The organism is Eubacterium ventriosum (assembly GCF_025150745.1).
GTDB classification, from domain to species: Bacteria; Bacillota; Clostridia; order Lachnospirales; family Lachnospiraceae; genus Eubacterium_G; species Eubacterium_G ventriosum.
This window is the reverse complement of the sequence record NZ_CP102282.1, coordinates 1,529,936-1,549,835: the sequence shown is the minus strand read 5'-3', so window position 1 is coordinate 1,549,835 and position 19,900 is coordinate 1,529,936. Positions and strand designations below refer to the sequence as shown.

The 19,900-nt window shown below is 34.9% G+C and carries 13 protein-coding genes and 1 riboswitch; of the genes, 4 read left to right on the top strand and 9 right to left on the bottom strand.

The window, feature by feature from the left end; all coding sequences use genetic code 11:
• The first annotated feature begins 273 nt into the window (after positions 1 to 273).
• The 3 genes from ptb (at position 274) to NQ558_RS06940 (ending at position 2,580) form a co-directional block, all read left to right on the top strand.
• Entirely contained in the window at positions 274 to 1,185 is a 912-nt protein-coding gene (ptb, locus tag NQ558_RS06950) for a phosphate butyryltransferase (RefSeq protein ID WP_005363841.1), read from the top strand.
• 97 nt (positions 1,186 to 1,282) lie between these two features.
• Complete coding sequence (gene buk, locus NQ558_RS06945) at positions 1,283 to 2,350, top strand: butyrate kinase (protein ID WP_005363839.1); 1,068 nt, start codon at positions 1,283 to 1,285, stop codon at positions 2,348 to 2,350.
• 29 nt (positions 2,351 to 2,379) lie between these two features.
• Positions 2,380 to 2,580, top strand: a complete 201-nt coding sequence (locus tag NQ558_RS06940; protein WP_005363837.1) for a PspC domain-containing protein — start codon at positions 2,380 to 2,382, stop codon at positions 2,578 to 2,580.
• Between the two features lie 541 nt (positions 2,581 to 3,121).
• On the opposite strand, the gene NQ558_RS06935 is transcribed toward NQ558_RS06940, so the two are convergent.
• A complete protein-coding gene (locus NQ558_RS06935) occupies positions 3,122 to 9,631 on the bottom strand; it encodes a DUF4430 domain-containing protein (RefSeq protein WP_005363835.1) in 6,510 nt (2,169 codons plus the stop codon).
• A gap of 209 nt (positions 9,632 to 9,840) precedes the next feature.
• Positions 9,841 to 10,045, bottom strand: a riboswitch (cobalamin riboswitch).
• Positions 10,046 to 10,467: 422 nt separating this feature from the next.
• Positions 10,468 to 11,829: an NCS2 family permease gene (locus NQ558_RS06930; RefSeq protein ID WP_005363833.1), complete on the bottom strand. Its 1,362-nt coding sequence runs from the start codon at positions 11,827 to 11,829 to the stop codon at positions 10,468 to 10,470.
• Between the two features lie 423 nt (positions 11,830 to 12,252).
• On the opposite strand from NQ558_RS06930, the gene NQ558_RS06925 reads away from it, so the two are divergent.
• On the top strand, positions 12,253 to 12,984 hold the full coding sequence (locus NQ558_RS06925) for a Maf family protein (RefSeq protein WP_242652158.1): 732 nt from the start codon (positions 12,253 to 12,255) through the stop codon (positions 12,982 to 12,984).
• A gap of 107 nt (positions 12,985 to 13,091) precedes the next feature.
• Here NQ558_RS06925 and NQ558_RS06920 read toward each other — a convergent pair whose 3' ends face one another.
• The 7 genes from NQ558_RS06920 to NQ558_RS06890 form a co-directional block, all read right to left on the bottom strand.
• On the bottom strand, positions 13,092 to 13,919 hold the full coding sequence (locus NQ558_RS06920) for a hypothetical protein (protein ID WP_050750993.1): 828 nt from the start codon (positions 13,917 to 13,919) through the stop codon (positions 13,092 to 13,094).
• A gap of 229 nt (positions 13,920 to 14,148) precedes the next feature.
• Entirely contained in the window at positions 14,149 to 14,718 is a 570-nt protein-coding gene (locus NQ558_RS06915) for a hypothetical protein (protein WP_259907374.1), read from the bottom strand.
• Positions 14,719 to 14,938: 220 nt separating this feature from the next.
• The gene (locus NQ558_RS06910) at positions 14,939 to 15,982 is read right to left on the bottom strand and encodes an electron transfer flavoprotein subunit alpha/FixB family protein (RefSeq protein WP_370781887.1); all 1,044 of its coding nucleotides are present in this window, start codon (positions 15,980 to 15,982) and stop codon (positions 14,939 to 14,941) included.
• A 28-nt stretch (positions 15,983 to 16,010) separates the two neighbouring features.
• Positions 16,011 to 16,799 carry an electron transfer flavoprotein subunit beta/FixA family protein gene (locus NQ558_RS06905; protein ID WP_040447366.1) on the bottom strand — a complete coding sequence of 263 codons (789 nt, stop codon included), beginning with the start codon at positions 16,797 to 16,799 and terminating at the stop codon, positions 16,011 to 16,013.
• Positions 16,800 to 16,814: 15 nt separating this feature from the next.
• The gene (locus NQ558_RS06900; protein ID WP_005363815.1) at positions 16,815 to 17,972 is read right to left on the bottom strand and encodes an acyl-CoA dehydrogenase; all 1,158 of its coding nucleotides are present in this window, start codon (positions 17,970 to 17,972) and stop codon (positions 16,815 to 16,817) included.
• Positions 17,973 to 18,005: 33 nt separating this feature from the next.
• A complete protein-coding gene (locus NQ558_RS06895; protein WP_005363813.1) occupies positions 18,006 to 18,878 on the bottom strand; it encodes a 3-hydroxyacyl-CoA dehydrogenase family protein in 873 nt (290 codons plus the stop codon).
• A gap of 163 nt (positions 18,879 to 19,041) precedes the next feature.
• Positions 19,042 to 19,833 (bottom strand): enoyl-CoA hydratase-related protein, encoded by a 792-nt coding sequence (locus tag NQ558_RS06890; RefSeq protein ID WP_005363811.1) that lies wholly within the window; start codon positions 19,831 to 19,833, stop codon positions 19,042 to 19,044.
• Between the last annotated feature and the right edge of the window lie 67 nt (positions 19,834 to 19,900).

Here is a 19,900-nt window from a genome sequence, read left to right as displayed (position 1 = left end):
CCAAATGCTAATCACAAATACTTTATAAATCTCTCATAACTCACTTGCTACTCAATGTAATCATTTTTATTATTAGTTATTTGTATGTTTTTGCCTAAACATTAAGTATAAGTTATATTTTGCCAAAAGACAATAAAGGTATGCATTTAAGGGCACAATCAACGATTATTCTTGACCTATCCACACTGACGTGCTAGTATTTAAATTAGTTATTTTTAGGATTATTTCCTATTAAAAATATATAATCAAATAAATTTCTATGAGGTGTACAAAATGAGTAAAAGTTTTAAAGATTTACTTGCACAGGTAGCTGAATGTCCTATGAAGAAGGTTGCTGTTGCCTGTGCTCAGGACGATGCAGTATTAGAAGCTGTTAAGGCAGCAAAGGAAAGACATATAGCTGATGCTATTTTAGTTGGTGATGAAGCTAAGATTAGAACAATCGCTGGTGTTTTAAAAATGAATATTAACGAATTCGAAATTATTAATGTTGTTGATCCTATTGAAGCTGCAAGAACTGCTGTTAAGTTAGTTCATGACGGCAAAGCTGATATGTATATGAAAGGTCTTATTGATACAAAATCATTCTTAAAGAGTGTTTTAGATAAAGAAGTTGGTCTTAGAACTGACAAAACATTATCACACGTTTGCGTTTTTGAAATAAAAGGTATTGATCGTCTTTTATTCTTATCAGACGTTGCTTTTGTTCCTTATCCTGACCTTGATACAAAGGCTCAGATTATTAAGAATACAGTTGAAATTGCACATGCTTGTGGTATTGAATGTCCAAAGGTAGCTCCACTTGCAGCTGTTGAAGTTGTAAATCCAAAGATGCCTTGTACTGTAGAAGCTGATGAACTTACAAAGATGAACGAAGAAGGAAAGATTACAGGTTGTATTGTTGACGGACCTCTTTCACTTGACCTTGCAATAGAACCTGAAGCAGCTTACCACAAAGGTACAACTGATAGAAAGATTGTTGGTGATGCTGATGTATTATTATTCCCTGACATTCATGCAGGAAACATCACATACAAAGCTTTAGTTCATACTGCTAAATGTGTTAACGGAAATATTTTAACAGGTACAAAAGCTCCTGTTATCTTAACATCACGTTCAGATGAATTCGAAGTAAAGGTTAACTCAATTGCACTTGCTGCAATCGTTGCTGAAAACCTTAAGTAATCTAATTTTTGATTTATAAAAACGGGCAATTGTTGTTTGTTTAACTTTTGCCCATTGTGATAAATGACAATACATTTAATTTATTGGAGGTATAAAAATGTCATACAAAATTTTAATTATCAATCCTGGTTCTACTTCTACTAAGATTGGTGTATATGAAGATGAAACTCAGTTAATGGAAGAAACTCTTAGACATTCAACAGAAGAAATTGCAAAATATGATACGATTTACGATCAGAAAGATTTCCGTAAAGAAGTTATTTTAGATGTTCTTAAAGAAAAGAATGTTGACTTAAATGATATTGATGTTGTTGTAGGTCGTGGCGGTTTATTAAAACCAATCCCTGGTGGAACATATGCTACAACTCCTGAATTATTAGAAGACTTAAAGGTTGGAAAACAGGGACAGCATGCTTCAAACCTTGGTGGTATTTTAGCTTCAGAAATTGCTGCAGAAATCAATGTTCCTTCATACATTGTTGACCCGGTAGTTGTTGATGAATTAGCTGATGTTGCAAGATTATCAGGACATCCTCTTTTCCCAAGAACTTCTATTTTCCATGCTTTAAATCAGAAAGCTGTTGCAAAGAGATATGCAAAAGAAGTTGGCAAGAATTACGAAGACTTAAACTTAATCGTTGTTCATATGGGTGGCGGTGTTTCAGTTGGTGCTCATAAGAATGGTAAAGTTGTTGACGTTGCTAATGCATTAGATGGTGATGGTCCTTTCTCACCTGAACGTTCAGGCGGACTTCCAACAGGTGCTTTAGTAAAAGCTTGCTTCAGTGGCAAATATACACAGGCAGAAGTTGGCAAGATGTTAAATGGTAACGGCGGTTTCAATGCTTATGTTGGTTCTAATGATATGAGAGATTTACTTAAAATGATCGAAGAAGGCGACAAAAAGGCTGAAGCTGTTGTTGATGCTTTCCACTATCAGTTATGTAAAGAAATCGGTGCCATGTCAGTAGTTCTTGGCGGAAAGGTTGACCAGATTATCTTAACAGGTGGTATTGCTTACAGTGCCAAGACACAGGCAGATATGAAGAATGCTGTTGAATGGATTGCCCCTGTAACTGTTTACCCTGGTGAAGATGAATTACTTGCACTTGCACAGGGTGCTTTAAGAGTTATGAATGGTGAAGAAGAAGCGAAGGTATACTAATCTTATACTTATTGCAGGAGATTATTTATATGAATAAAAAAAGATTATACAAGTCATCAAGAAACAAGAAAATATGTGGTGTATGCGGTGGTATCGCTGAATACCTTAACATGGACCCAACTGTTATAAGATTAATTACAGCAATTATTGCCTTAGCATGGGGTTCAGGAATCATCTTATACATTATTATGGCTTTTGTAATGCCTTATGATAATGAAATAACATATTAACTTGTTTTATTGTTGCAGACATTGATTATAATATTTCTATAGCGTTGTGATTAGAATTGCAAAGCGATTCAATTAACGATTTATAGTTATAAAAAGGTGTTCAACTTATGGTTGGATGCCTTTTTTTTTGTTATTATGGGGTACATCACCACAACAAATACAATATTCAGGCTAGTTTGTGGTGTTTTTCTCTGCATCCTTATATTATATGTTACTTTTTTATTGTGTTTTCATCTGTAAAAAACCACAACAATTGTTGTGGTTGCTTTACATTTCCCACAAAAAAAGCCTCCCACACCCTTCAGTATGAGAAGCTTTCTTAACTTTAATTCTTCCAAGACATAATACATTTTAACTTATAACAAACCACAAACTTCGTTTACTATTTCAATGCATTATAATTCTATGAATTTGCTTATTTCTTATAAATTGCTGCCTTGTAATAATATTTCCTATATTACTTCTTGTAAGCCGCTGCCTTGTAATAATATTTCTTATATTACTTCTTGTAAGCCGCTGCCTTGTAATAACATTTCCTATATTACTTCTTGTAAGCCACTACCTTGTAGTAATATTTCTTATTACTCTTCTTTGCCTTGAATGTTGCTAATGACTTCTTAGTAATTGTCTTTACTTTCTTATACTTGCCGTTTTTCTTTGTGCTTCTGTATACTTTGTATCCTGTTGCACCTTTTACTTTCTTCCAGCTAAGTACTGTTCTGCCGGCTTTCTTCTTTGCCTTAACTTTCAACTTTTTAGCCTTTGGTGTTGCCTTTACTGTCTTTGAATCAACAGTTTCGCCCTTTTCGTTTACTGCAACTACTTTATAATAATACTTCTTGCCTGTCTTAACCTTCTTGTCTGTGTATTTTAATGATGTTGTTGTTGCAATGTTTACGAATTTGCTGTTCTTTCCGACTTTACGATATACCTGATATTTTGTAGCATTGTCGGCTTTTGTCCAAGTTAATTTAACTATATTGTAAGCTGTCTTTGCTACTTTTACTGTTGCAGGTGATAATTTCTTTGTATGTGTATCTCCTGAAGCATCAATTGTAGGTGTATCGTCCTTTGTATAATCATCAACATAGTAGAACTTTATTGTGTCTCCTGCTTTTACTTTATAATCAGCAATTCCTACGTTTGGAGCCTTGCCGTTTACTGCGTACATCCAACCACTTCTTGGACCATTATCAAATTCACCAAGAGTTATTCCTGATGGTGTTTTGATTGCTGAAATGTAGTTAGTTGTTCCTTCTGATGAATAGCCGTTGTCTTTTAATGCTTTTGCAATTACATCTGATACTGTTGCACCGTTCTTTACTGTTACTGTAATATCATTAATCCAGTTAGTATATGATTTATGAGCATTTGTTCCATGAACATCATCACCTACTAAAGTAAACTTAGTCTGGATTACATTACCCTTGATAATATCAAGCTGTAATTCTGCTTCTTCCAATACATCAAAGTTAGTTACAAGAGATTTCTGTGTTGCAGTTAAGCTGTCATAAGCTGCTCTTGCTTCCTTAATTGCTGCTTCGCTATCCTTTGTAACCTTGCCAATTGAAGCAATTTTTTCTGTAACTTCTGCTGCTAACTGTTTGTTTTCTGTTTCAGCATCCATTGCAGGAATCTTTGTATCCATGTAATCATCAACATAGTAAAGAATTACTGCATCGTTTTCCTTAACTACATAATCTGCCATTCCAACACTTGGAGCTTCTCCATTTACAGCATACATCCAACCACTGTTTGAACCATTATCATATGCTGCAAGTTTTGTACCTGTTGGTGTTGTAATTGCTGTAATATAGTTGTACTCAGCGTTTACTTCTGCTTCATAACCTTTTGCCTTTAAGCCCTTTGTTATTACATCTCCTGCTGTTGCATCTTTTCTAACTTTTACTGTAATGTTACTAATCCATCTTGTATAAGAAGTATGGATTTTTGTTCCGTGAACATCATCACCTACTAATGTAAACTTAGTTGAAACTGCATTGTCTTTTATATTTTCAAGCTGTGCTTCAGCCTGTACTAATACATCATAATTAGTTACTAATTCTTTCTGAGCATCTGTTAGTGCGTCATAAGATGCTCTTGCTTCTTTAATAAGATTTTTGCTACTTTCTGTAACTTCTCCAATTTCAGAAATCTTCTTAATTACTGCATCTGCCGCCTTCTGATTATCAGCAGGATCCTCAACTGTTGGAACCTTAGCATTGCTCCAATCGTCAACATAATAAAGAATAATATTATCGTCTTTGCTAACCTTGTAACCGCTGCTTCCCACATTTGGACTCTTTCCATTTACAGCATACATCCAACCACTGCCTGAACCATTATCAAATGCCTTTAAGCTTACTCCTGATGGTGTTGTTACACCTGAAATATAACTTGTTGAGCCGATAATTGAATATCCATACTGCTTAAATGCTTTTACAATTACATCCGATGCTTTTGAACCACTCTTAACTGTAATTGTCGCATTAGCAATCCAAGTACTGTATGAAACATGTCCCGATGAACCATGAACGTCATCACCTACTAATGAGAACTTAGTTGTTACTGCTGTCCCCTTAATAATTTCAAGCTGTAATTCTGCTTCATCTAAAACATCATAGTTTGTTACAAGTTTCTTCTGTGCTGAAGTTAAAGCATCATAAGCTGCTCTTGCTTCCTTAATTGCATCTTCACTTTCTTCTGTTACTGTGCCGATTGCTGCAATCTTTTCTGTTACAAGTGAGGCATAATACTCATCTTCACCTTCATATTTAATCTTAACATTATTAAGATTCCAGTATCCACCCTTACCTTCTGTATAAAGCTTGTAAGATGTTAATGCCCAAACTGCCTGAATTGTAGCATACTGGTTTACTTTTCCACCTTTAAGATATACGAAAGCTCCATCATCTTCACTGTAATAGCTCATTAAAGCTGTTAATGTGTTCTTATATTTTGTACCAATTGTTGTTGTTACATCTTTGTTTAATGAAGTTAAAGCAAGTACAACCATTGCTGTTGTGTTTGCATTTCCATAATCATAATTTGCGTCAGCTTTTGATTCAATATAAGTTAATGCTTTTTCAATGATTTCTTTTGCTGCTTCATTATCCTGATATCTTCCAAGTGCCTGAAGAACCATTGCTGTTGTATCGACATCTGACGAGCCCTTTGTCCAGCCGATACCACCGTCTTCATTCTGGAATTTCTTAAGTTCTGCAATAATCTTCTCTCTTGACCACTTAGCATCACTTGGAATTACTGTATTTCTTGCATCAAGTGCCAATAAAGCATATGCTAATTCATTTGCTCCGTCAGACAACTTTTCACTGTTGTAAATTAACTGTGCAATATTTACACCGTCTACATTTGTTATGTCTCTGTTTATAAGTGATAAAACAAGAGCTGCCTTTTCCATGTCAGTAGGCTTTGTTCCTTCTACTGTCCAATTCTTGCTTGCCTCTACTACTGCATCATAGTATTTATTGGCTTCCTGAATTGTAATAGATTTTCCTGCTCTTGCAAGTGTATAAAGGTTCCATGCACCGTTAATGTCATAATTTTGGTTAACATTCTTTTCTGCATATGAAAGGAATCCTTTCAATCCCTTATTTGTAAGAGCTGTCAAATCAGGTGCTTCCTGTTCACTTGCTTCAACCTTTATTGTCAAAACAACAGGTTCTACATTATTTGTTTTATCAACGGGTGTTCCTGTAGCTGTAACTGTGCCTTCGCTTAAGCCGTATACGTAATAATCTGTGCCTGGAAGCCAGTTATTATTATCAGGTGCACTTTCGTCCCTCTTCCACTGATAAGCTGTTTTTCTCTCAATTTTTGCAATTCCATCTGTAGAATATGTCCAATTAAGTTCCGGTTCAGTAACACTATAACCTTCTTCAGATTTTTCACCTGTGAAAGTTAAGTTAACTGCTGATTCTTCATTAGCCTTAATTGTAATTTCTTTTTCATCTGTTGTTACAGATGTTAAAGGATTTAAATATTTGTATGTTACATCTTTTGAACCTGAAACAACATTTTCAGTTCCATTTGGATCTGTGTCCTTAATAGTTGCTGTATATGTAACTGTTCCTGCCTTGTATGGTACATAACCAATAACCATACTTGGAACATATTCACCAATAGTTTTATCGCTGCTTTCAATTGTGTAATTAGCTGCATTAGTTGCGTTTGCCGGATCAACTATTACTGATGAATAATCAGGTACAAAATCCTGGCCGTTAGTGCTGTTAGCATTTCTGCCGTGAATTGTTACGCTGTCATTAATTGCAGGTGTAACTGATTTTACTGCCACGTATTCTGATGTTAATGTTACATCTGCCTTTAGGTCTGTGTTGTCGCTATAAATTGCAGTAATTTTTGAAGTCCCTGCTTTTTTAAAGCTAAAACTGTTTGAACCCGGAATATTCTCAATAAAACTTTCATCATCAACTTTTAATGAAAATCTTCTTGGAGAAATTGCTACAAACTTGTTCTCATTTTTGTATTTAACTTCCATCTTTACAGTTTTTATTTCTGAACCCTTAACTGTAAATTCCCCGTTTGTAACATCCTGTCCGTCAATGTATGCTTTTATTTCTTCTACATCTTTGTTATATGCTTTAAGATTAAATGCAGCTACTACTTCTGAACTACCATCTTCCTTAGTTTCAGTTGCCTTAACAACTGCTGTTCCTGCTTTGTCAACTCTGATTACACCACCATCAGAACCAACCATAATAGCTCCGCTAGGTTCTACACTTTCATACGACCATTCAATTGTGCTTGTTGAAGGTACTCCTTCTAAGCTTAATGAACCGGCAATGTTAGAACCATCAACGTCGTTGCATGAAATTTCTAAATTCTGATTTTCTACTGTAGCTACTGTGTTGTCAAACTTAGTAAACTTAACTGTGTATTTGTTTGCAGGTAAAGTACTTCCCGGATTGTAATCCTGGCTTTCACCAAAATATGGATAACCTGTATTTCCGTTTCTTCCCCAGCTTACACCGTTTTCGCCCTTATTTTCATTTAAAGCACTTACAAAATCTAAAGATTTCATATAATCCTTAGTTTCTGAATATGAATTAACAAGAGCTCTTTCAGGAATAACACTGTTGTCTAATGTTTCTAACCAATATGTATTAATTAACTGTCCTTCTCCTGCAGTATCGTTAGTTCCGTACTGATTAAAGAAAGCACCTGCCTTGCCTTCACTTACTGAATAGCTGTTAGATACAATACCTGCATCTGTTAATCTTCTGGCAAAACCGCAAGTTCCTGTTCCTGAAATATCTGTATAACAGTTAATAATTGCACCTGACATGTTGCTTCCAAGAGGTCCCTTATATCCCTGACCAACATTCATTGTTCCTGTAAAATAAACATTCTGAATTATACCATCTTCATTTACATTTGAAAAAATTCCATCTGAAATGTTTTCAATTTTAATAGAATGTCCTTTTCCATCAAGAACACCATTAAAGTTTTCCATGCTAAAATAAAAATCATCTTGTGTGTTTTTAACTGTAATATCATTGTCTAAAACATAATATTTTCCACTTGAAGCTTTAATCGCATTTAAATCTTTTAATGTTTTTATGTGCGTAATCTTACTGTCATCTGTTGGCAATGCTACAGGCTTAGTCGGTTTATTATTTTTCAAATTGCTAATTGCTGATAATAAATTATTTGTAGCTTTTGTAACCTGTGATTTTGTTGCATTGTCATCACTATTAACTTTAATTGCTTCTGCTAAAGCTTCCTGCAATGCATTCCATGACTTATCAGTATAGTCAGCCTTTGTTATCTTCTGAGCAACTTCAATCTGTGCTACTAACTGAGTTTTGTCAACAATATCAGATGGTACTGTTAAAACAGGCAATCCATTGTTGCTTCCATCAGTTGGTAATGACCATTCAAAGCCTGTGTCAGAAATATCTTTGTTTAATGCCTCTATTCCTTCAGAAGCCTTTAACTTTTCTTCTGTCTTCTTCTCACAGTTGACTTTTGTTGCACTTCCCATAGATACAGGTGATAATCCTACCGTAAAATAGCTGTTTGAAATTGTAGACTGTGATGATGAACTTGTATATGCTATTCCTCCCATAGAATAGTCACCAAAACTTCCTGCAAAATAGCAGTTTGAAATCGTAGAACCTGACATTGTTCCTACTAATCCACCTACTTCTCCCCAATCTGTTGTTGCTTTTATTTTTGCAGTTGAATAACTATTTACAATTGTACCTGAAACAGTATTTGCCATACTTCCTGATTCATCAGGTAATGTAATTTCAGAAGTACTTGTTACTCCAAGGTTTTCGATTGTTCCTTCAACCCTATCTGCCAAATATGTATCTGCCAATGTGATTGTGTGACCTTTTCCATCTAAAGTTCCTTTAATGTCTTTAATATACTGACCTGATTCTAAAGTAATATCATCAGTTAATGCATAAACATCTCCCTCTTCAATTACTTCAGGTAATTCTGATGCATCCTTGATTGTGTAAGGATCATCTGCAGTACCCTTTCCATTAACACCAACTGTTGGAATTGTATAAGGGTATGCATTCCAATCATCAATAAAGTATGCAGTTATTTTTTCCCCATCTTTAAGAGTATACTGAGGCATAACTACATTAGGATCAGGATCTGCACCATTTATGGCAAACATCCAACTACATGCATCACCGTTAGAACCACTTCCAAGAACTGTTCCGTCAGGCTTTGTAATGCTGTTTAATCCATTCCAACTATTTTTTTCATAACTATATCCATTGCTTTCCAATGCTTTCTTAAAAGCATCATCAGCAGTTGCCCCTTTGTCAACTGTAACTTTGTAGTTTACAAGCCAGTTCTCGAAACGGGTATGTGCTTCTGTTCCGTGAACGCTGTCGCCTACTACTGTTACAGATACAGTTATCTGTTCCTTAGTTTCAGACTCTTCTGCCTGAACACTTGTATTTGCAAAAACATTTACAGTATTAAACTGAGTAAACATAAGTGCACATACTAAAACTAAGGCAACGCCACTTTTCCAAAGTTTTTTCATTCTGTTCCTTATGATGTAACTTTACATCATCTCTCCTTTCATTTTTCCTTTTTTAACACCACTGTTTCCTATCACTTATTAAGTAAAAAAATCGGGACACAACATTATTGTATCCCGGCAAAATCAAAACTCGCGTAACAAACCTTCAGATTCAATCTGAAAGCCTGTCTTTAAAAAGCTTATAACTTGCCATTTGCAATTACGTGTGTAAATGGAAGAAATTCTAAGCAGGTCTCCTGACTTATGCAGTAACGTTTTTTCTACCTTCTCATGCCTTGGCACAATGGTTGACTTCTATATAAAAGTCACTGAAAAAACTACACATTTACAGTAGCACGACTGTACAGGTCTCTCACCTGTTTCCCTCTTAGCTCTAAAGACAGACTTTAGAGAACTTAGAATCGTTGTGTTAAAATCGGTGTTATTGTACCACGTTTTTTATAAATGTTCTAGAGCAAATAATAATTATTATCTGCTGTTGTATTCATTTACTCTTCATCTCCCCATTTAAATTTTTTACTTTTATTTTCTTTTTTACGAACATGTTTTTTATTTTACTGTCTTTTAAATAAAACGATGGTCGTTTTGTCTAATCCGGAATTAGTAAATCTATATTATTTTCCAAGATTTGTGTTCAATACAGGCTCCATCTCCTTACTGCATAAAAAAAAACGAGACGACCGAAGTCGTCTCGTAAAAAGTCTAACTTTTTGGGGTCACCTCAATATTCAAATTGATCTCGGACTTTTTTATGTTCATATTATAAGCGTGTTCCAAGGTTATTATCCTACCTTTATACATACGCAGATGGAACAAAACCTTTTAACACTATAATCTTATAAGAATATATACTTCAATACGAATAATACTGCTAATACGTATAATAAAGGTTTAACTTTCTTTCCTTTACCTGTTACTAAGTTAAGTAATACGTATGAAATGATTCCTACTGAGATACCTTCTGAAATGCTGTAGAATAATGGCATTGCAATAATGCAAAGGTATGCAGGAATTGCTTCTGTTAAGTTATCATCTGTAAACTTAATATCTGTAACAGCACCAAACATAAGGAATCCTACCATAATAAGTGCAGGAGCTGTAGCAAATGATGGAATTGTAATGAATAATGGTGAGAAAATCATTGCTATAAGGAATAAAACACCTGTTATTACTGATGTAAGACCTGTACGTCCACCTTCAGCAACACCGGCTGATGATTCAACGAATGTTGTTGTTGTTGATGTACCAAGGACAGCACCTACTGATGTAGCAATAGCATCTGACATAAGTGCAGGTTTGATTTTTGGTAATTTACCATTTTCATCAAGCATTCCTGCTTTTGTACTTACACCAATGATTGTTCCCAATGTATCAAATAAGTCAACGAAAAGGAATGCAAATACAACGATGATGAAGTTTACAATACCTACTGCCTTAAAGTTGAGATTGAAACACTGTCCAAATGTATCACCTATAGCTGAGAAGTCAAAACTTACAAACTTAGTAGGGATAACTGAGAAAAAGTCCTTTCCATCAGGAACGTAAATCTTTGTAAGTTCGCAGATGATTCCAAGAATCCATGTTGATACGATACCAACAAGAATTGAACCTTTTACTCTCTTAATATAAAGAATTGCTGTAATAAATACACCGATAACTGCTAATAATGCACAAATACCTGCTGTATGGAAATTCTGTGTAAAGTCTGTAATTGTAACAAGTGTTGATGAATCAACTACAAGACCAGCATTCTGTAATCCAATGAATGCGATGAATAAACCGATACCTACTGATACTGCTTTCTTAAGATTAACTGGAATAGCATCAAAGATAGCTTCACGAACATTTGTTAATGAAAGTATTATAAAGATAATACCTTCAACAAATACTGCAAATAATGCTATCTGCCATGAATAACCCATTTCTCCACAAACTGTGTATGCAAAGTAAGCGTTAAGTCCAAGACCTGCTGACAAAGCAAATGGAAGATTAGCCATAAGAGCCATACACATTGTACCAATAAATGATGCAAGACATGTTGCAATAAGAATAGCTTCCGGATTCATACCTGAAGCGCTTAAGATGCTTGGGTTTACAGCAAGAATATATGCCATAGTCATAAATGTTGTAACACCCGCAACTACTTCTGTTTTTACGGAAGTGTTGTTCTCTTTGAGTTTAAATAATTTTTCTAACATTTTCCTCTCGTATAGTTTCCTATACTTTTCCTTTCTATAAAATATATTTGCTAGCGCAATCTTTATTATAGCAGAGCTTGAAACAATTTTCTACAAAAAAAATGTATGAAGAAAATGGAAAAAATTATACATATCTTATAAACACCGCAACTACTTAATCGGAATATCAAATATAGTTACAAGAATCAGACACACAGCGCCTATTCCCAATGAATTTTCCACCATATATCTTACATATTTAAGCTGTGAATAACAATTTACAAATTTTAAATATATTTAATTAAATTTCTTCTATTATTAAACCTTAAATATGTGTCAGAATGTTAATTTGCGGTAAAAAAATTAATTACATATTTTCCAATCTGCATAGTAATTTGTTTATTCCTTGAATTTGACTAATTATTTTTATTATTTTCATATGTTATGGATTATAATTTTTGTATTAATTATAATATTTTTTATATTTATGTGTTATTGTATAATTACTATTATAATTACACTATATATTTTATAAGAATTTGGAGATTTAAAATGATTGATTTTGAAAAAACTAAGCTTATTCTTGCTTCAAACTCACCGAGACGAAGCGAGTTACTTAAACAGGCGGGATATGAGTTTGAAATTATAGCTTCAAATATGGATGAACAAACTTCTGAAACTGAACCGGCACTTGTTGTTAAAGATCTATCTCTTCAAAAAGCAACAAACGTATTTAACAGTATTATGAAAGTTGTTAACCTGTCTCTTGACGCATACGAGGGAGTTTCACTTATGATTATCGGTGCTGATACAATCGTTGCAAAAGACAACCAGATAATGGGCAAACCCAAAGATCATAACCAGGCATTTGATATGTTAAATCTGCTTCAAAATAACACCCATCAGGTATACACTGGAGTCAGCATTATTCTCTATGATTTTGAAACTAAAGAGAAAAAAGTTCACTCCTTCCACGATTGCACTGACGTTGAATTTTACCCGATGACTGACAGTGAAATCAATTCCTATATTGAAACAGGTGACTGCTATGATAAAGCCGGAAGTTACGGCATCCAAGGCTCTTTCGCCATACACGTTAAAGGAATTCACGGTGATTACAATAACGTTGTAGGACTACCTATTGCAAAGTTATATCATGAATTGGAGGAAATGTAAGTAAAATAACATTATATAATTAACCTATCACTGGTTTTTCATTAAGTGATAGGTTAATTATCTTTTATGTTTGATTTATTTTATATTGGGTTTATGCATTTAATTTATTACACCAAGAAAGTTTTAATTATCTTTTCAACATTTCTTGTATCCAATGGGCAACTTTGTGATTCATATGTTTCAATAAGATTATCTCCAACTATAAAATTATTACTTATATAGGAATTTTTCTTTTTTAATGCTTTAATTATGTAATCTTTATTATCCATCATCCCATAATGTTCCCAATAATACTCTTTCCTTGTTGCTACATTTAATACTTTAAAATCTGGTTTTACATACCCATATCCCTTTAGATAAAGTGGAACTTCATAACAATAAGGTATATTCATCATATTTAATTTATCTGCAATAATTTTCTCTGATTTTGATTTAACACTTTCGCCTTTTTCAGTCAAAATTTCTATATCTTCTCCTGCTTTTATGCTATACACATACTTACTTGCCTTTGCTATTATTTCCTCCTGCTTTTTATACCAATCACATATATATGCCATATCATCTTTGACATACATTTTAATCTTTTCTAACTTAGGTTCAGAAATCTTATTAACCACATCTAATACTGATTTTTCATTATATTTCTTAACAAATTTTTCTATTAATTTCCTTTGCTCACATATAGTTTTTAATACTTTCTCTGTATATTCTCTTTGAATTAATTCCGTAGCAAACTTATCTTCCGATTTTTTAAGATATTGCCAATCTGTCTCGCTATCCTTCTTCCAAAAAAATTGACAACAATTTTCTCCTCTTCTTTTTGCATAAATTTTGCCTTCCGGTAATTTTGTTAACTCTTTCAATGCATTCTTCTCAATTGCTGATAATTCATCTAACTTATCTTCAAGTTCTTTTCTAACGTAATCTTTTCCCATGCAATCCCCCCTATTTTTATAATTTTGTTTTTTTGCATTACATAACGCTATCATAAACATTGCCATTAATACCTTTCGATCAATTTATAACTACTAATTATAGCCAGTGTATGTAACATTTATCTTTTATGTAGCGTTTTTTATTTCTTATGTTGCGTTAATTATATTCTTATATGAGTAACATGTCAATTACTATTTTTTATAATAATTCAATTCTTTCTTATTTGTACTATATAGATAACTTTTTCGTCTGTATGGTACAAATTTCCACACACGACTCATTCAAATTTTCTTCATCTATACCATATGAACAACTTTTCCTCTGTATGGTACAGATTTCCACATACGACTTATTTAATTCTTCTTTATCTGTACCATATGAACAACTTTTTCTCTGTATGGTACAGATTTCCACATACGACTTATTCAATTTTTCTTCATCTGTACCATATGAATAACTTTTCCTCTGTATGGTACAGATTTCCACATACGACTTATTCAATTCTTCTTCATCTGTACCATATGAATAGTTTTTCCTCTGTATGGTACAGATTTCCACATACGACTTATTCAATTCTTCTTTATCTGTACCATATGAATAGTTTTTCGTCTGTATGGTACAGATTTCCACATACGACTTATTCAATTCTTCTTTATCTGTACCATATGAATAGTTTTTCGTCTGTATGGTACAGATTTCCACACACGACTCATTCAATTCTTCTTTATCTGTACCATATGAACAACTTTTCCTCTGTATGGTACAGATTCCCCATCTAAGCACAAAAATTTTCCACACTAACTCTCTCCTTCCACGCAATCATGTTCATATGGGGCAAATATGTAAAAATTTGAATAATAACAAGCTTAGAATCTACCACATATCCCACAAAACTATATTCATATGGGGCAGATATTGAAAAATTCAATAGTAACAACCTTAGAATCCCCCACTAAACACAAAAATCCCCGCGTCTTCCGACGCGGGGACTAATATATCAACTATATATTATATTTGATTATTTATTAGCTTCTGCTGCTTTGATAGCTGCTGTAAGCTGTGGAACGATCTTGTTTAAGTCTCCAACGATACCATAATCAGCTACGTCAAAGATTGGAGCATCTTCATCTTTGTTGATTGCGATGATAAGATCTGATTCTTCCATACCAGCTACATGCTGGATTGCTCCTGAAATACCAATTGCAAAGTAAACCTGTGGACGAACTGTTTTACCTGTCTGTCCAACCTGTCTGTCTACTGGTAACCAACCGTTATCTGTAACAGCTCTTGAACATGAAACTTCTCCACCGAGAGCTTCTGCAAGATCTTCAAGAAGCTTGAAGTTTTCAGCTGAACCAACACCACGTCCACCTGATACTAAAATCTTAGCGTCCATAATATCTACTGTTTCAGCAACTGACTTAATTACTTCCTGAATTTCAACATATTTGCTGTTCTTTTCTAATTTAGCGTCAAAGTTAATAACTTCTGCCTTTGCGCCTGGCTTTGGTTCTGCCTTCTGCATAACACCGGCACGAACTGTAGCCATCTGTGGTCTATGATCTGGACATGCAATAGTAGCAATTGTGTTACCACCGAATGCAGGACGAGTCATAAGAAGCTGATTGTGTTTCTGTTCTCTACCTGGAATTGGGTTGATTGGGAAATCACCAATTTCAAGAACTGTACAGTCAGCTGTAAGACCTGTTGCTACTCTAGCTGAAACTGTAGGACCTAAATCTCTACCGATTGCTGTAGCACCAACTAACATAATTTCAGGCTTGAATTCATTAATAACTGCTGTTAAAGCCTGAGCATATGGTTCAGTTCTATATGTTTCAAGTTCAGGATTATCAACAACGATAACCTTATCAGCGCCATATTCAGCTAACTGATCAACTAAATTTCCAACGTTTGATCCAAGAAGTACTGCTGTTACTTCTGTATTTAATGGTTTTGCAAGTCTTCCTGCTTCTCCAAGTAACTCGAATGCGATACCGCTTAATTCGTTATCTACCTGCTGAGCGAAGACATATACGCCTTTATAATCTTCTAAATTAATGTTCTGCATAATTATAATCTCCTCTCTACTAAATAACGTGCTTTGTTAATAATTTGTCCATGATGTAATCAACTGCTTCATCAGGTGAATCAGGAGCAACCTTTTCTCCAGCACCCTTACGAACTTTGTCAGAAGCCTTAGCAATCTTTGTAGGTGAACCCTTTAATCCAAGGTCTCCATCTTCTACGTCAACAAGATTTGCTCTTCCCCAAGTTGTGATTTCAGCATCACATGCATCAAAAATTCCACCTGGAGTCATGTAACGTGGCTCGTTTAATTCTGAAAGAGCTGTAATTAATACAGGCATTTTTGCTTTAAGCATATGATGTCTATCTTCATACTGTCTCTTAACAATTACGCTATCTCCGTCAACTTCAATACCTTCAGCATATGAAATTACAGGGATTCCAAGATGTTCAGCGATCTGTGGTCCAACCTGAGCTGTATCACCATCGATAGCCTGACGTCCTGTAATAATGATGTCGTAATCTTTAATATTTCTAATTGCACCAGCGATTGTAGTAGATGTAGCCCAAGTATCAGCACCACCTAAAACTCTATCTGTTACTAAGATTCCATTGTCAGCACCCATAGCTATAGCTTCACGAAGAACATCTTCAGCCTTTGGAAGACCCATTGTAAGAACTGTAACTTCAGCGCCGTACTGATCTTTTAATCTAAGTGCTGCTTCAAGACCTGCTTTATCATCAGGGTTCATAATTGTAAGCATTGCACCTCTATCTAATGTACCATCTGGGTTAAATTTAACTCCACCCTTTGTATCAGGTACCTGTTTTACACAAACGATAATTTTCACGATTAGTACCTCCTATTATTTTAATAAGTTTGCAGAGATTACCATACGCTGAACTTCTGAAGTACCTTCGTAGATTTCTGTAATCTTAGCATCTCTCATCATTCTTTCAACGTCATATTCTCTGATATAACCATAACCACCATGTAACTGAACAGCCTTAGTTGTAACTTCCATTGCAACTTCTGCTGCGCATAATTTAGCCTGAGCAGCTTCAAAAGAGTATGTCTTCTGTGTAGCCTTAGCCATTGCTGCTTTGTAAACAAGCATCTTAGCAGCTTCTACCTTAGTAGCCATATCTGCTAACTGGAACTGTGTATTCTGGAACTGTCCGATTGATCTTCCGAACTGTTTTCTTTCCTTTACATATTCGATAGTTGTTTCTAAAGCGCCTTCTGCAAGACCTAGAGCCTGTGCAGCGATACCAATACGTCCACCATCAAGTGTATGCATTGCAATGTTGAAACCTTTACCCTTCTTACCAAGTAAGTTTTCAGCTGGGATACGGCAATCTTCAAAAATTAATTCATATGTTGCTGAACCACGGATACCCATTTTCTTTTCTTTTGTTCCGAATGTGAATCCTGGAGTTCCTTTTTCAACGATAAATGCTGAAATTTCTTTCATCATTCTACCACGTTTTTCAACTTTACCTGTTACAGCGATTACGATATAAACATCTGCGTACTTACCATTTGTAATAAAGCACTTAGAACCATTTAATACCCATTCATTTGTAGCTTCATCAAAAACAGCCTTTGTCTGCTGTCCCTGAGCATCTGTACCTGCACCTGGTTCTGTAAGACCGAAAGCACCTAACTTTTCACCCTTTGCAAGTGGAACTACATATTTCTTTTTCAGTTCTTCTGTACCGAATGTCATAATAGGATCGATACAAAGTGATGTATGAGCTGATACGATAACACCTGTTGTACCACATACTTTTGATAATTCTTCAACACACATAGCATATGTTAAAGGATCACATCCCTGTCCGCCATATTCCTTAGGAACTGGAATACCAAGGAAACCATATTTTGCCATCTTTTCAACTGTCTCAACAGGGAACTGTTCATTTTCATCTGTTTCCTGTGCAAGAGGTTTAACTTCATTTTCAGCGAATTCTTTGAAAAGAGTTCTTGCCATTTCATGTTTTTTGCTTAAAGTAAAATCCATTTATCTTTCCTCCATATTTATTGTTTGCCCTAATTACTGAGCATCAACTGGTGTTTTTGTGCGATCTGCGTTATAAACGTAGAATCCCTTACCTGATTTAACACCAAGGTTTCCACCTCTAACCATCTTACGGATTAATGGACATGCACGATATTTGCTGTCGCCTGTTTCATTGTAAAGAACATCCATAATTGCAAGGCAGATATCTAAACCAACAAAATCTCCTAATTCAAGAGGTCCCATTGGGTGATTTGCACCAAGTTTCATTGCTGCATCAATACCAGCGATGTCTGAAACACCTTCCATCTTAATGAAAGCAGCTTCGTTAATCATTGGGATTAAGATTCTGTTAACTACAAATCCGGCAGCTTCATTTACCTGTACAGGTGTCTTGCCGATTTCTTTTGAAATCTTGATGATTTCTTCTACTGTTTCGTCAGGTGTGTTAACGCCTGCGATAACTTCTACTAATTTCATTCTATCTGCAGGATTGAAGAAATGCATACCAATCATAGGACGTGTAAGACCATTTCCAATCTCTGTAATTGAAAGAGATGATGTGTTTGAAGCAAAGATACATTCAGGCTTACAAATCTTATCTAATTCGCCAAATGTTGTTTTCTTAACTTCCATATTTTCAAAAGCAGCTTCTACGATTAAATCGCAGTCAGCACATAAGTCTTCTTTAATACCTGGTGTGATGCTTGCAAGAATACCATCAACCTGCTCCTGTGTCATTTTTCCTTTCTGTACAAGTCTTGCATAACCTTTAGCAATCTTGTCTTTTCCACCTTCAGCCCATTCCTGCTTGATGTCACATAATGCTACTGTGTATCCATCAACCTGAGCGAAAGCCTTAGCGATTCCCTGGCCCATTGTTCCGGCACCAATTACTCCTACCTTCATCTTTTTTCCTCCAAAAATACTTTTGCGAACTTGTCGCTTATTTATTCTGTAATGGATTAAACCATTACCTTAAATATGTGTGAAGAAATTCTTCCCACGGTTAAAACCGGAAAATCCGGTATTTAAAACAATATTAGCTGTGCCAAAGCACAATTACAAACTATTAGCAGTTCTTAAATGGAACAACTTTAAGTTTCTTTTCTTTATCCTTTTCAAGGAAGTTACCCATTCCGGCTTTCTGATCTTCTGTTTCGAAGCAGCTTCCGAATAATTTTTCTTCGATAACGATAGCATCATCCATAACTGCATCAAGTCCATCATTAATTGCCTTCTTGCAAGCTCTAACAGCGATAGGTGCATTCTTTGCAATACCTGCTGCTAACTTCTTTGCAGCATCCATAAGTTCTTCCTGTGGATATACTGCATTTACAAGACCGATTCTGTAAGCTTCGTCAGCCTTAATATTTCTTGCTGTATAAATCATCTGCTTAGCCATTCCAGGTCCAACGATTCTTGCAAGTCTCTGTGTTCCACCGAAACCTGGTGTAATTCCAAGACCTACTTCAGGCTGTCCGAAAATAGCGTTTTCTGAACAAATTCTAATATCACAACTCATTGAGATTTCGCATCCGCCACCTAAAGCGAATCCGTTAACTGCTGCGATTACTGGAATTTCTAATGTTTCAAGCTTTCTGAAAACATCATTACCTTTCTTACCAAAAGCTTCACCTTCTGATTTTGTAAGTGTTGACATTTCTCCAATATCAGCGCCTGCAACAAAAGATTTGTCTCCGGCACCTGTTAAAATAAGCGCTCTAGTTTCATTAACATCAATTGCATCAATTGCTTCGTTTAATTCATCAAGAACCTGGCTGTTTAATGCATTAAGAGCCTTTGGACGATTGATTGTAAGAATTCCAACGAATCCTTCCTGTTCATATGTAATGAATTCCATTGTTTTTTCTCCTTAATAAAAATAACTTTTTAAGTATTGAAACTTAATTATAAAAAGGTGTTTATTA